We start from the raw sequence: 15,077 nt of genomic DNA, 5'->3' as shown, positions 1-15,077 counted from the left end.
AGGGGGGAGCGGATACGATGAATGTCATTCGGAATGATTTTAAAACCTGGAAGCGCTTTGTGAAAGAAGGCGTGCTTGATGAATCCCGTATTCAGAAGAGGATCGCAGCCTCATGGCACCGCTGTAAAAAAGCCGACGTCAACCCTTATCTGGAAAAGGGGCCGAAGGTAATGCAGGCAGATCATTTAGAAAGGCAGGCCGAGAAGCATGCGCTATTTTTGGCAGCCTCGTCGCCGCATACAGAAAAAATAAAGACGGCGATGCGGGAAATGGAAATGATGGTTCTCCTGATTGATGCCGACGGCGTTGTCCATTCTGTTAAAGGCCACCCGCGCACCATTCATGAAGCGAACCGCATCAATTTCTTAAAAGGCGCCCGCTGGACGGAGACGGCAGTCGGCACGAATGCGATCGGGACGGCCCTTTATACGAATGAGCCGGTCATGATACACGGCTCTGAACATTATTCACTCGCTTCCCATCAGTGGAGCTGTTCCGCCGCTCCGATCCGTTATGAAGACGGGCGGCTGGCCGGTGTCATTGATATTTCCTGCCCTGCCGCCCGCGCTCAGCCTTTTATGCTCGGAATTGCTTCCTCCATCGCTTATACGGCGGAACGGGAGCTTGCCTTAAAGATGAAGATGACAGAACTTGACATGATCGGCAAATTCGCGGAACTCACCAAGTCTCATGAACCGATCGTGCTTTGCAATGAGATCAATCGGATTATCGCCGCAAGCCGCCCCGTTCAGCATTTAACCGGGCATATGCTGCGCGAGCTTGAGGAACAGGGCTTTCAGATCAAGCAGGCCAAACGGGAGGAGAACGGCTTCACATGCTTTTATGTAACCAAACGAGAAGAAAAGCCGTCTTTTATATTTCATGGCGCGGCAGGCGAAAGCCCGTCATCCCGACATATGCTGCAGCAGCTGGAGCTTGTCGCCCGAACGGACGCAACCGTCTGTCTGACCGGAGAAACCGGTACGGGAAAGGAGGTTGCCGCCCGGGCGATTCATAACAACAGCTCCCGAAAAAACGGCCCGTTTATCGCAGTGAACTGCGGAGCGGTCCCCGAGAAGCTGATTGAAAGCGAACTATTCGGCTACACGGAAGGCGCCTTCACCGGAGCCAAACGGAAAGGACAGATCGGCGCATTGCAAAAAGCCGATAAAGGCACGCTTTTCCTCGATGAAATCGGAGAAATATCACACACCATGCAGGTCGCTCTCTTACGGGTGCTGCAGGAACGGAAGGTCACCCCGATCGGCGGGACGAAAGAAATTCCCGTTGACATCAGAATCATCACCGCCGCCCACACTGATCTGAAACAGCTTGTCGAAAGCAAAAAGCTGAGAGAGGATTTATTTTACCGGCTTCACGTCTGTCCGATCCATCTCCCGCCATTAAGAGAACGCACCGAAGACATTCCCGGCCTCTTCTTTGAATTTCAGCGGAACCGCGGCTGGCCGGGAGAGCTTCCTGATGATTTTTTAGACATCTTAAAGAACCGCAAATGGCCGGGAAATATCAGAGAATTGTTTAATGTGTTTGAACGTCTGTCCGTCATGTTCCCGGACGGAAGACTGTCAGGGCGCCCTCTCCCATCTCTGCTTGAAGCGTCAGGCCTCACAGAAGAGTTTCAGTCTTTTAGCCAAGAAGAAGCGCCTCCTGTATCCATCCGGGAGCACATTCAGAAAAACATCATCGTAAACGCGCTTGAATCGGCAAAGGGAAATGTCACGCTGGCCGCCAAAATGGCGGGAATTCCGCGGAGCACGTTTTACAAACGCCTCAAAAAATTCAAACTCACCGCCGGACAATTGTAAGAAACAAGCATACTTCTCTTGGCTGCCGGACACGTTATGTGTGAGGCCCAAAGGAGGTTTGAGACGTGAACACACAGCGTGCGAAAGACATTGCTGAATCCGCTGCCATGGCGTATGTGACATATGAAGGCGTCCCGATTTATATTCAGCATGTCAACGAGAACAAGGAAACGGCCAGGATTTTTCCGATCGGAAATCCTCAATTTGAGCAGGAAGTGCAGCTTTCTGATTTACAAGAGCATTTTTGAGACACAGGTCTGCTGATCACAGCAGGCCTTTTTTGTTCCTGTGAGAATTTTCCCGCTTTTTGAGAAAAATAACTAAAAATGATTAAATGATCTAACTCCCACAAACCCGGTACAGAGAAGCCGTTCTCATGATATAAATAAAATGTAAACGTTATCAGAGGAGGGCTTCACATGACAGACAAATCATTCTCAATCGTTATTGCAGGCGGCGGCAGCACATTTACCCCCGGAATTGTATTAATGCTTTTGAATCACCTGGAAGAGTTTCCGATCAGAAAGCTGAAACTTTATGACAATGATAAAGAAAGGCAGGAGCGGATTGCGGGTGCGTGTGAGGTATTCATAAAAGAAAAAGCGCCGGACATTGAATTTTTGGCGACTGATGACCCGGAGACGGCTTTTACGGATGTTGATTTCGTCATGGCGCATATCCGCGTCGGGAAATATGCGATGCGCGCGCTGGATGAACAAATCCCGCTGAAGTACGGAGTCGTCGGACAGGAAACATGCGGTCCGGGCGGAATTGCATACGGCATGCGGTCTATCGGCGGCGTTCTGGAAATCCTTGATTATATGGAAACGTACTCGCCTGACGCATGGATGCTGAATTACTCCAATCCTGCGGCGATTGTGGCCGAAGCGACACGGCGCCTCAGACCGAATTCAAAAATATTGAACATCTGCGACATGCCGGTCGGAATTGAGGATCGCATGGCGAACATCCTCGGATTATCGTCAAGAAAAGAAATGAAGGTCCGTTATTACGGCTTGAACCACTTTGGCTGGTGGACGTCCATCACGGATCGAGAGGGCAATGATTTAATGCCGAAGCTGAAAGAGCATGTCCGTGAATACGGCTACGTTCCGAAGACGGAGGCCGAACAGACCGAAGCAAGCTGGAATGACACCTTCAAAAAGGCGCGCGACGTTCAGGCGGCCGATCCGGATACGCTTCCGAACACATATCTGCAATATTACTTATTCCCGGATGATATGGTGAAAAAATCAAATCCGAATCATACGAGAGCCAACGAAGTCATGGAAGGGCGCGAAGCTTTCATTTTCAGCCAATGTGATATGATTACGCGCGAGCAGTCATCGGAAAACAGTGAAATTACAATTGACGATCATGCTTCCTATATCGTCGATCTTGCCCGGGCCATCGCTTACAATACCGGGGAGAGAATGCTGTTAATCGTTGAAAATAACGGCGCGATCGCAAATTTTGATCCATCAGCCATGGTTGAGATTCCTTGTCTCGTAGGTTCAAACGGACCTGAACCGCTCTCCGTCGGGAATATTCCGCAATTTCAAAAAGGCCTGATGGAACAGCAGGTATCTGTCGAAAAACTGACGGCTGAAGCATGGGAAGAGCGGTCATTTCAAAAGCTGTGGCAGGCGCTGATCCTGTCAAAAACAGTGCCGAATGCCCGTGTGGCAAGACTGATTCTTGAAGATCTGATGGAGGCCAATAAGGATTACTGGCCTGAGCTTGATGTAAGTCCGTCTCATATTTCCTGATGACAATCTTCCCCGTTTTCTTCATCTGTTATTCTATATAATAGAAAGAAAACGGGGGGATTTTGGGATGAGTCTTGAAGAACTGGTGAATCAGCATTACGCGAAATTAAATGACAACGATTTTTATATTTTAAAATATATATTGAACAATAAGCATACGTGCTACCATCTCGGTATCAATGACATGGCGAAAGCCTGCAATGTCTCTCGGTCTTCGATTCTGCGGCTCGCCCAAAAGCTCGGCTTCAGCGGCTACAGTGAATTCCGGGTTTTTCTGAAATGGGAGGATCAGCCTGAAGAAGGCGAGAATATGACATTTGAAAAGCTGCTGGATGATATTGAAGCCAACGTAAAATACGTAAAGTCAAAAGATATGACGGAGATGTGCCGGCTGATAGATGAAGCAAAACGGATTTTCGTTTACGGATCGGGCACGGCTCAAAGGGTGTGCGCCCGCGAGCTGCAGCGGATGTTTGTATCCCGGCGGAAGTATTTGATTTTAATACAGGACATCACAGAGTTTGATATCATGTGTGATGATTTTACGGTTGATGACGTATTCATCATTATTTCTTTATCCGGGGAAACACCCGAATTAATTCCGCAGGCAAGGACCTTGTCCGCAAAGGGAGTTCCGTTCATTTCAATCACCAATCTGAAAAACAACGTACTGGCGCAGACGACGCCGTATAATCTTTATGCGACCAGCAAGCCGGTGACGTTAAGCGATAAAACGGAAATTGTCGCATTTGCCCCGTTTTTTCTGGTGGGCGAAGCGTTATTCCGTGCATATGTTGATTATAAAGAGCTTGAAAATTTTGATAAATAGCGGGGGGTCACGTGAAATGATGCAAAAAGTCCAGCGCTTCGGCAGCGCGATGTTTGTGCCTGTTTTGTTATTTGCATTTTCCGGTATTATTGTCGGTCTGAGTACGCTCTTTAAAAATAAAACGCTGATGGGGCCGCTGGCTGATCCTGACGGGCTTTGGTATCAATGCTGGTACGTCATTGAACAAGGCGGCTGGACCGTCTTTAATCAAATGCCGCTCCTGTTTGCGATCGGCATCCCTGTCGCTTTAGCGAAAAAAGCGCAGGCGCGGGCTTGTTTGGAAGCGCTTACAGTTTATCTTACATTCAATTACTTTATCAATGCGATTCTGACGGTTTGGGGCGGGGCTTTTCATGTCGATATGAACCAGGAAGCCGGCGGAACGAGCGGGCTGACGATGATCGCCGGGATCAAAACGCTTGATACGAATATTATCGGCGCCATCTTTATTTCATCTATTGTCGTTTACTTGCACAATCGGTATTTTGATAAAAAACTGCCGGATTTCCTGGGGATTTTCCAGGGATCTTCGTACATCGTCATTATTTCTTTTTTCATTATGATACCGATTTCACTTGCGGTGGCCTACGTATGGCCGATGGTTCAGTCCGGAATCGGATCGCTGCAAAGCTTTCTCGTTTCTTCCGGGGCGGTCGGCGTGTGGATTTACACGTTCCTGGAGCGGATTTTAATTCCGACGGGTCTGCATCATTTTATTTACTCACCGTTTGTTTACGGGCCGGCTGTAGCTGAAGGCGGTATCGTCACCTATTGGGCCCAGCATCTCGGAGAATACTCCCAAAGCGTCAAACCGCTGAAAGAATTGTTCCCGCAGGGGGGCTTCGCGCTTCACGGCAACTCGAAAATCTTCGGCATTCCGGGAATCGCGCTCGCCTTTTACGCTACGGCTTCAAAGGAAAAGAAAAAAATCGTCGCCGGCCTTTTGATCCCGGTCACTTTGACGTCCATTGTCGCCGGTATTACGGAGCCGATTGAATTTACATTCCTTTTTATCTCGCCGTTTTTATTTGCGGTTCATGCTTTGCTTGCCGCTTCCATGGCGACCGTCATGTATATGGCCGGCGTCGTCGGAAATATGGGCGGCGGTTTGATTGAAGCGGCGACCTTGAACTGGATCCCGCTGGCGCCAAGCCATGGTTTGACGTATGTATACCAGATCATCATCGGCTTGTGCTTTACCGCCATTTACTTTTTCGTCTTCCGTTTCCTCATTCTCAAATTCAACATCGCCACTCCGGGCAGAGAGAAAGATGAAGGACAGGAAACAAAGCTTTATTCGAAAAAGGAATACAGAGAACGGAAGCAGGCTTCAAAAGAAACAGCGGCGGCAGACGAAACACAGCGGGATACAGCTGCTTTGTATATTGAAGCGCTGGGCGGAAAGGACAATATTACAGAGGTCACCAATTGCGCCACCCGTCTCCGTGTCACAGTCGCTGATGAATCAAAGGTCAAAAGTGATGCCGATTTCAGAGAGCTGGGAGCCCACGGCGTCGTCAGAAAAGGCAAGGCGCTTCAGGTCATTGTCGGATTAAGCGTTCCGCAAATGCGGGAGCGTGTCGAGAAAATATTGAACGGTTAAAATACTGCAGCAGACTATGTGCAGAATGGGAAGAGCGCTTGTTAATCCGGCGCTCTTTTTATGTTTTGAAAAAATGTATGAATTTGTCATACCTTTGCCACCTGTACATGCAGGAGTGAAAGTGGGAGATGCAAAAACGGAATGACTTCTGCGATGTTTCAAATAGCAATTAAAAAATGGGAGGCAAGATCATGACAAACTATACGACGTTCTTAGGACTTTACAAACCCGATAAAACTGATGGGATTGAAGTTGAAAGCATTGCTCAAAACTTTGAAGCGATTGACAGTAAAATCGGTGCTGCCCTTAGCGACGGCACGTCAACTTATGAAAATTTAAATGAAAGACTTAAAATGTATGAAAACAGATTTGAACATGTGACAGAGCGAAACGTTATGGATTTCGGGGCTAAAGGTGACGGAGTAACAGATGACACGCAGGCATTTCATGATGCTATGGCCGACGGAGGTTATGTCGTAACGGTTCCTGCGGGTGTATTCAGAACATCCGGATTGTTTGTGCCGTCAAATACAATGCTTGTCGGAGCAGGTAAGAAAAGAACGGTCATTAAATTATTAGACGAAACACCGGTCGGCCATTCTGTTCTGACCAACAGCGATTATACGAACGGTAATGAAAATATTTACGTCGGCCATCTTACGCTGGACTGGAACAAGGATACGCGTCCTGCCGGCTGGAAGATTCCGAAGGGCCCTACTTCAAGCTGTTTGCTTTTTGCGAATGTTGACTATTCTTTTGTCGAGCATGTGTTTGCGAAGAACGCCGGCCTGCATGGCTTTGATTCTACAAGCCCGAACTATAACAGACATGGAGAAATGGACGACCCCACTTATTATCAGCCCAACGGCTGTAACTTTGTAACGTTCTCTCATTGTGAAGCAACAGGGTCCGGAGATGATAACTTTACTTGTCATTTTGGGAAACACACGACTTTCAGTCATTGCCTCTCTTACCATCCAATGGGGCTAAATGACGGCACTTCTAACACGAATTGTTTTGAAATTGATGACGGCTCTCAAGACGTAATGATTGATAGTTGTATCTCAATTGGAGGAGTCCGAGGCTTTGAAATTAAAGCACACAGTTATGCACCGGCTGCGAAGAGAGTACAGCTTGTTAATTGTCGCGCATACGAAAATGCCATTGGATATAGCATTCGCCATATCGGTCACCACACAGCAAGCGATCCTCAGTCAGCGACAGCACATGATGTGCAGCTCGCGAATTGTATCTCATATAACCCTAAACCAAATGATCTATACAAAGGGGCGGGTCCAAACGCGTTACAAATCTCCGGATATGATGGTGTGAGCGTTGTGAATTTCCATGCTATTTGTGATGACAGTTCAATTGATTATAAGGGGAATTCAGTAGTCAGCGTATTTTATAAAGGACGCTTAATCAGTCTAAAGAATATAACCATCCGCGGATTTAAAACTGCAGACAACGACTTATATATTGTCGGCGGGGATAACTCAGTAGGGAAAGTGATGGTGGATGGTGTCACATTGATTGACTCCGGAAAAAAAGGAGTTGCATTCGGCAGCGGAATGTACGAGTCTGTTGTTAGCAATGTTTGGGGGCAGAGATCTCCAAAAAATAATAGCGGGACAGTTGGAATTTATTCCTCAGATCCAGACCTTAATGTATCCAATTGTGATTTTTCAGGTTATGAAACTGACTTTAACATTGGAGGAGCAGTCACTCCTTATTTCTTATTTAAACATAAAGGAAGCGGAGTCATTGGCTCCCGTGAATCTCATGCTACAGGGAACAATAATTTTGTGGCTGGTTCTGTTCGGGGAAGAGCGGCCGGAGCGGCACAATCTTCAGTGCTTTCTTCGTACAATACAATTAACCCGAATTCAGATTCTGTAGCACTTGGCTGGGGTGCCGGCAGTACTCCGTCATCAGCCAACAGAAAAATTGAGCTTCACGCAAAAGAAGGAACAATTAAGGCTTCCGGAGGCGTAACAGGTTCCTCGACATTCTCTGACTACGCCGAGTATTTTGAGAGTCTGAGCGGGAAGAAAATTCCGACGGGAACACTTGTCACACTTGAAGGTGATAAGATCAGACCAGCTGAAAAGGGTGATCTCATGCTTGGGGTTATTTCCGAGACTGCCGGGGTGATTCTCGGTGAGTCGAGTTTTCACTGGTCGGGCCGATACGTAAAGAATGAGTTTGGCGGCTATATTTATGAAGAACAGAAAGATGCGAACGGCCATACGGTCATGGCGCCAAAAGAAAATCCGGATTTTCGCCCTGAAGAAGACTACACTTCAAGACAAGAAAGAGACGAGTGGAACATTGTCGGGCTTATCGGTCAGGTATATGTCAAATGCGATGAGACTGTGAAAGCGGGAGATTTTATTCATGCCCATAACGGGATTGCAGCAAAATCCGACGCTCCAAACCAGCGCTGGCAGGTCATGAAAGTGATCAAAGAGTTTGATGCCGATAAAGGATTCGGGGTCGCTCTCGTTTTTATTCGTTAAATGAAATGACAAAGCATAAATGACCATCCTGAATAGCGGACGCCTTTTTAAAGGCTCCGCTCATTCATTCTAAAATCAGGGCTCCGGTTCAGGAGCTGGTAAAAAGAAAAGATAAGACAGCCTCCATATATCTGCATCCCTCATTCCTTCAATTTTGATCTTCAATGATTTCCGTTTTTTCTTCACAAAGTACATAATAAAAGGTGCGGGTTCAAGGGTTAATCCTTTATTCATTTAAGACAAACAAATAAAATAAATATACATACATACTGAACAAAGAATTTGGAGGCTTACACATGTCAAAGGCTTTATCATATGTAAAACCGTATTCTCTGTTGGCGGGAATCGCTCTGTTTTTCATGCTCATCGAGCTTGCGGTAGAACTGATTCAGCCCCTGCTGATCGGGAAAATCATCGATGAAGGAATTTTAAAGCAGGAGCTCGGGACGGTCTGGCTGTGGGGCGGCGTGATGATCGGACTGACAGTTGTTTCATTTGCATCGGGCATTTTAAATTCGTTCTACTCCGCCCATATCAGCCAAAGTTATGCGTATGATACGCGAAAAGGGCTATTTCAAAAAATCCAGTCCTTCTCCTATTCGACGTTTGCGCAATTCTCATCCACATCGTTTATCACCCGGCTGACAAACGATGTGACGCAGGTCCAAAATATGCTTTTCATGAGTCTCCGGTTTATGCTTCGGGCGCCGTTAATGATCGCGGGCGGCATTATTCTCTCGCTGACCGTCAATGCGAAACTCGGTTTTTTTCTGCTGATCACTGTGCCGATTTTGCTTTTGTTTTTACTGTGGGTGCTGAAAAGAGGCGGCGCGCTGTTTCGGTCTGTGCAAAAGCGGCTTGACCAGGTCAATACGATCATGCAGGAAAACCTGACGGCGATCAAACTGATTAAAGCGCTTCTCCGTGCAAACCACGAAGTGAAACGTTTTTTGAAATCGAATACGAAGCTGATGGAAAAAACAGTATCCGCCTTTCGTCTCGTGGAAGCGGCGATGCCGATCTTAATGCTGCTGATGAACAGCTGCATTTTGTTTATCTTATGGTTCGGCGCCAAAAGCATTGACCAGGGAGGGGCGCAGGTCGGAGATATCGTTTCCGTGATTAACTATGCGACGCGGATTACAGGCGCGCTGTCCGTCCTGCCATTTCTCATTATGGTATTTTCCCGGGCGAAGGCTTCCGGAGAAAGAATCGGCGAGGTGCTGGAAACAGAAGGCGGCGAGGGAACGGGACATGACCCGGCACAAGCGCTTGCAGGCGAAATTGAGTTTCGCGAAGTGTCCTTCCGCTATCCGGACATGGAAAAAGACGCGCTGCATCACGTGTCCTTTTCTGCCAGTCCGAAAGAAACGGTTGCCATTATGGGCGCGACAGGCTCAGGAAAATCAACGCTCTTTCAGCTGATTCCGCGCCTGTACACGGCTGATTCAGGCAGTATTTTCATAGACGGAAAACCGATCGGTGAATTCTCCGCTCACGGGCTGCGCAGGGAAATCGGCTATGTTCCGCAGGAAGTGCTCCTGTTTTCGGGCACAATCCGTGAAAATATCGCCTGGGGGCGGGAGGATGCTTCACTAGATGAAGTAATGGAAGCAGCCAAAGACGCGCAAATCCATGAAACGATTATGAAGCTGTCAAACGGATACGACACGGTGCTGGGACAGCGGGGCGTCAATTTGTCAGGCGGGCAGAAGCAGCGCATTTCCATCGCGCGCGCTTTTATCAGAAAGCCGTCCCTCCTGCTGTTAGACGACAGTACGAGCGCGCTGGATCTTCAGACGGAAGCAAAGCTTTTAAAAGCGATCAGATCATATGAATGCACGACACTGATTATCACGCAAAAAATAACGACCGCAATGAAGGCTGACACCATCTTATTGCTTGAAGACGGCGAACTGCTGGCAAAAGGCACGCACCAAGAGCTGATGGCAGAGTCTCATCTGTACCGGCAGATTTATGAATCCCAATTCGGAAAGGAGGGAGCTGACAGTGGAGAAAGACATTCGTAAACCTTTCCGTTATCCGAAAATACCGCTCAAATCGAGTGAAGGCGGCAGAAAACGTGCGAAAGCAAAAGATGCAAAAGGCACGCTGCGCAGAATCTGGTCGTATGTAGCAGAGAAAAAAGGGCTATTGACTCTTGTGATTATCATGGTAGTCATAAGCGCCGTATTCGGCCTCCTCGGACCGTTCGTCATCGGGAAAGCGATTGATCATTTCATCGTCGGACGGACGACGGACGGATTGGCGGGGGTGCTGTTCATACTGTTTGGGATTTACCTCGTGCAATCGTTGTCCTTATGGTTTCAAAACTATTGGATGATCAATATCTCGCAAAGCACCGTGTTTAAAATGCGGAGCGAGCTGTTTACCCATCTGCATGAGCTGCCGATTCCGTTTTTTGATAAACAGCGGCTCGGCGACTTGATGAGCCGGGTCACCAATGATATTGAAAATGTCAGCTCCACTTTAAATACATCCGTCATTCAGGTGCTCTCCAGCGTCATTACATTCGCAGGCACAATCGCCGTGATGCTGTACATGAGCCCGCTTTTAACATTGATCACGCTTTTGATCATTCCGATCATGTTTTTAAGCATCAAATGGATCACCAACCGGACGGGACTCCTGTTTAAGCAGCAGCAGAAAAACCTCGGCGAGCTGAACGGTTTTATTGAAGAGTCGGTATCAGGAGCGAAGGTCATTAAAGCCTACTCCAGAGAAGACCGCGTCATGGAGCAATTTTTAGAAAAAAACGCGGCGTTAAAATCATCAGGGTTTTGGGCGCAGACAATTTCGGGTTTCATTCCGAAAGTAATGAACTCTTTAAACAATTTAAGCTTTACGATTATAGCGGCGGTCGGCGGGCTGTTTGCGCTGAAAGGGTGGATTTCGATCGGTTCCATTGTCGTATTCGCCGAATACTCGCGGCAGTTCACCCGCCCTTTGAATGATTTAGCCAATCAGTTCAATACGATGTTATCGGCAATCGCCGGGGCTGAACGGGTGTTTGACGTGCTTGATGAAAAAGAGGAGCGGGAAGATGAAGAGCATGCGGCGCATCAGCCGATCAAAACGGGTGACATCGAATTCCGCAATGTCTCCTTCGGCTATCGGGAAGACAGCCTGATCTTAAAACATCTGTCCTTCAGCGTTCCGAAAGGGCAGTCAATCGCCTTCGTCGGTCCGACCGGAGCGGGTAAAACAACCGTTACGAGCCTGATCGCCCGTTTTTACGAGCCGAATGAAGGAAAAATCCTCATTGACGGAACGGACATCAAAAAACTGACAAGATCCAGTCTGAGAAAAAACATGGGGTTTGTTCTGCAGGATTCATTTCTCTTCCAGGGCACCATCAGAGAGAATATCCGCTACGGCCGGCTGGATGCTTCTGACAAAGAGGTGGAGGAAGCCGCAAAAGCCGCCAATGCCCACGGATTCATCGAACGGCTCCCGAAAGGCTACGATACCGTTCTTACCCAAAACGGCGCGGGCATCAGTCAAGGACAGAAGCAGCTCATTTCCATCGCGAGAGCTGTGCTCGCGGACCCGGTTCTGCTCATTTTGGATGAAGCGACGAGCAACATTGATACAGTGACCGAAGTGAAAATACAAGAAGCGCTCGGCCGCTTAATGGCAGGCAGAACGAGCGTCATTATTGCTCACAGGCTGAACACGATTCAAAAAGCCGACCAGATTCTTGTGCTGAAAGACGGCGAAATGGCTGAAAAAGGAACCCATGCCGAACTTCTCAGCCAGAAAGGTTTTTACCAAGAATTATATGAAAGCCAGTTCCGGGAATCGTAAATATTGTAAATAGGGACAAAGACCTCCGACAGAGTGCGGAGGTCTTTTTTTATGCGGATAAATAGTACTTTTCAGTTATTTTCGTGAAATGTAACGAAATTACTTGACGTAAATAAGTTATGTATATATACTAGCTTACATAAAGTAAGTGATAATAATTTTCAAGGAGGATTTTATGAATAAATCATTCGAAACAGGAACACTGCTTTTAAGGGTTGTAACAGGTATTATCTTTTTTGTACACGGTTTATCCAAGTTCCAAGGATTAGAAGGCACCACACAATTTTTCCAAAGCATCGGGCTTCCGGCGTTTATGGTCTATGTCATCGCAACGATTGAGCTTGTCGGCGGGGTTCTGATCTTTTTCGGCTTGGCGACGCGCATAATCGGCGTTCTGTTTGCCCTTACATTAGTCGGCGCCATCTTTACGGCGAAGCTTTCCTCCCCATTTATGGGCGGCTCGGAATTTGATTTCATCTTACTGGCGGCATCTATTCACTTAGCGCTTTCAGGAAGCCGTCTGCTTTCATTGGACCAGCTCCTTTTCAAATCAAAAAAGGGAGAAACTTTTTCAGCATAAGAAAGAAGGCGTTCAAATGACCGGCATTCATCAAGATACAGCAATCGGTTATGTCAAATTGACCATCAAAAATTTGGAACGGTCGCTCGACTTTTACCAAAATGTGATCGGCTTTCAAGTCATCTCGCAAACCGATCGTTCCGCAGAACTGTCAGCAGATGGAAAACGCGTCCTGCTGATGCTTGAAGAAAATCCAAGCGCCGTCATTCTACCGGAGCGGTCTGTCACCGGCCTGTACCATTTCGCGATACTTCTGCCTGACCGGAAAGAACTCGGCATCGCATTGGCCCGGCTGATTGAAAACGGCATCGCGCTCGGTCAGGGGGATCACGCGGTCAGTGAGGCTCTTTACCTGTCTGATCCGGACGGAAACGGCATTGAAATATACGCCGATCGTCCCCGCAGCACGTGGCAGCGCGATGCAGAGGGCAATTACGTCATGCAAACGGCGCCCGTCGATGTGGACGGGCTTTTGAAAGAAGCCGGAGCTGAACGTAAAAGCCGTCTCCCGGAAGGAACCGTAATCGGTCACATCCATCTCCATGTGACGGATTTACAGGAAGCTAAAGCTTTTTATACCGATATCCTCGGTTTTGACATTGTCGGCAATTACGCCTCCATGTCCGCCCTGTTTGTTTCAGCGGGAGGGTATCACCATCACATCGGCCTGAATATATGGGCCGGAACACATGCGCCGCCGAAACCGGGAAACGCAAGCGGACTGGATTATTACACCATCGTGCTTCCGCATCAAAAAGAGCTCTCACGTGTGACAAAAGCGCTGACCGATGCCGGCTTTGAGATTGAAGAAAAAGAAGCGGGCATATTCGTCAAAGACCCTGTGTCAGGGGCGGATATCGCATTTACATTGTAAGAAAGAAACCTTGCCGTCTGCCGGCAAGGTTTTTTATTTTTCTGAAGTGTTCTCGAAAGAGAGCGAAAATCACAGTGACGCGCAAAAATGGCGCCTGGAGCCCGCCATCGCCGGCCCGCGCTCAGAACCTCCGCTGAATTGAAAACTGTGTACGTCCGGCAAGAGCCGAAAGCCGCATTCGGTCAGAAGATGCGGCTTTTCGTATACTATTTACAATTTTGTGAAAAGTAACCAGCATGAATTGAACTTCCTTATTCTTCCTGATATGATAAGCCGAAAAAGGAGAACCTGAACTGATGAATTCTAATGCAGCACAGACGGAACAGCCGATGAAGCATAATAAAAACCGGGTGACGGTCAAGGACTTTATCATCCTTGCCAAACCGGGGATTATCATCTCAAATTCACTCGCCGCATTGGGCGGATTTTGGATCGCGTGGCTTCAGTCAGAAAGGACGGGCGGAGGGCCCGGTATATTTGCGGCTATGACGATCGCCATGATCGGAACGGCGCTTGTCATGGCATCAAGCACTGTTTTTAATAACTTCTTTGACCGCGGCATGGATGCAAAGATGGCGCGAACCCGCACCCGCGCAAGCGTCACGGGGAAAATACCGCCGCCGGTCATGATCCTGTACGGCATCTGTCACGGCGCATGCGGATTCATCATGCTTGCTGCGCTTAATGTACTGACTGCCGTTCTTGGCCTGCTTGCGTTTTTGCTGTATGCCGTCGTTTATACGCTTTGGTTTAAAAGACAATCCGTCTGGAGCACATTTGTCGGCAGCTTTCCGGGAGCCGCTCCGCCATTAATCGGTTATTGCGCGCTGGCCGGGTGTATTGATATGCCCGCGATTTTGTTATATGCGATTATGTTTTTGTGGCAGCCGCCGCATTTTTGGGCGATCGGGATCAGGCGAAAGGAAGAGTATCGTGCCGCCGGTATTCCGCTTTTGCCGATTGTAAAAGGCAACCGCGTCACAAAAATGAAAATGCTGCGTTACATCGCCGTTCTGACTGCGGTTTCGCTGCTCGTTCCTTTCTATATAGATGTCAGCCCGCTTTATACCGCGTCCGCTCTTCTGCTCGGAGCCATCTGGCTGTACCGGAGCGTCAAAGGTTTTCAGGCGGCGGATGACACGCAATGGTCGAAGGGGATGTTTTTGTATTCGATTGTATATTTCAGCCTGCTTTTTCTTATTTTAATGGCTGATTCGTTAATAATGGCGGTTCTCAGTACGTAAACAGG

Annotated in this window: 11 protein-coding genes; all 11 read left to right on the top strand. The window is 48.0% G+C overall.

The annotated features are described in order from the left end of the window. Window positions 1–17: 17 nt before the first annotated feature. The 11 genes from ACQE26_RS00265 (at window position 18) to cyoE (ending at window position 15,072) form a co-directional block, all read left to right on the top strand. Window positions 18–1,826 (top strand): sigma-54-dependent Fis family transcriptional regulator, encoded by a 1,809-nt coding sequence (locus ACQE26_RS00265; protein ID WP_500470345.1) that lies wholly within the window; start codon window positions 18–20, stop codon window positions 1,824–1,826. 65 nt (window positions 1,827–1,891) lie between these two features. Next, window positions 1,892–2,074 carry a small acid-soluble spore protein H gene (locus ACQE26_RS00260; protein ID WP_438421442.1) on the top strand — a complete coding sequence of 61 codons (183 nt, stop codon included), beginning with the start codon at window positions 1,892–1,894 and terminating at the stop codon, window positions 2,072–2,074. Between the two features lie 171 nt (window positions 2,075–2,245). After that, the gene (glvA, locus tag ACQE26_RS00255) at window positions 2,246–3,595 is read left to right on the top strand and encodes a maltose-6'-phosphate glucosidase (RefSeq protein ID WP_060963313.1); all 1,350 of its coding nucleotides are present in this window, start codon (window positions 2,246–2,248) and stop codon (window positions 3,593–3,595) included. Between the two features lie 67 nt (window positions 3,596–3,662). Then, window positions 3,663–4,424: a MurR/RpiR family transcriptional regulator gene (locus ACQE26_RS00250; protein WP_016936741.1), complete on the top strand. Its 762-nt coding sequence runs from the start codon at window positions 3,663–3,665 to the stop codon at window positions 4,422–4,424. Between the two features lie 16 nt (window positions 4,425–4,440). Beyond that, window positions 4,441–6,027, top strand: coding sequence for an alpha-glucoside-specific PTS transporter subunit IIBC (locus ACQE26_RS00245; protein ID WP_500470344.1), 1,587 nt, complete (start codon window positions 4,441–4,443; stop codon window positions 6,025–6,027). A 191-nt stretch (window positions 6,028–6,218) separates the two neighbouring features. Then, complete coding sequence (locus tag ACQE26_RS00240) at window positions 6,219–8,546, top strand: peptidase G2 autoproteolytic cleavage domain-containing protein (RefSeq protein ID WP_500470343.1); 2,328 nt, start codon at window positions 6,219–6,221, stop codon at window positions 8,544–8,546. A 296-nt stretch (window positions 8,547–8,842) separates the two neighbouring features. Further along, window positions 8,843–10,576 carry an ABC transporter ATP-binding protein gene (locus ACQE26_RS00235; RefSeq protein ID WP_448814498.1) on the top strand — a complete coding sequence of 578 codons (1,734 nt, stop codon included), beginning with the start codon at window positions 8,843–8,845 and terminating at the stop codon, window positions 10,574–10,576. Then, window positions 10,557–12,374 carry an ABC transporter ATP-binding protein gene (locus ACQE26_RS00230; protein WP_500470342.1) on the top strand — a complete coding sequence of 606 codons (1,818 nt, stop codon included), beginning with the start codon at window positions 10,557–10,559 and terminating at the stop codon, window positions 12,372–12,374. Before ACQE26_RS00235 ends, ACQE26_RS00230 begins: the two co-directional genes overlap by 20 nt. Window positions 12,375–12,549: 175 nt before the next feature. Continuing rightward, window positions 12,550–12,954: a DoxX family oxidoreductase CatD gene (gene catD / locus ACQE26_RS00225; protein ID WP_060963309.1), complete on the top strand. Its 405-nt coding sequence runs from the start codon at window positions 12,550–12,552 to the stop codon at window positions 12,952–12,954. A 16-nt stretch (window positions 12,955–12,970) separates the two neighbouring features. After that, window positions 12,971–13,828: a catechol 2,3-dioxygenase gene (gene catE, locus ACQE26_RS00220; protein WP_500470341.1), complete on the top strand. Its 858-nt coding sequence runs from the start codon at window positions 12,971–12,973 to the stop codon at window positions 13,826–13,828. A 296-nt stretch (window positions 13,829–14,124) separates the two neighbouring features. Beyond that, window positions 14,125–15,072 carry a heme o synthase gene (cyoE, locus tag ACQE26_RS00215; protein ID WP_500470340.1) on the top strand — a complete coding sequence of 316 codons (948 nt, stop codon included), beginning with the start codon at window positions 14,125–14,127 and terminating at the stop codon, window positions 15,070–15,072. Window positions 15,073–15,077: the final 5 nt, after the last annotated feature.

It is taken from the genome of Bacillus sp. 5RYD7K (assembly GCF_059831465.1).
Note: the sequence above shows the minus strand (reverse complement) of the source record. Positions and strands in the feature narration are given on the sequence as shown.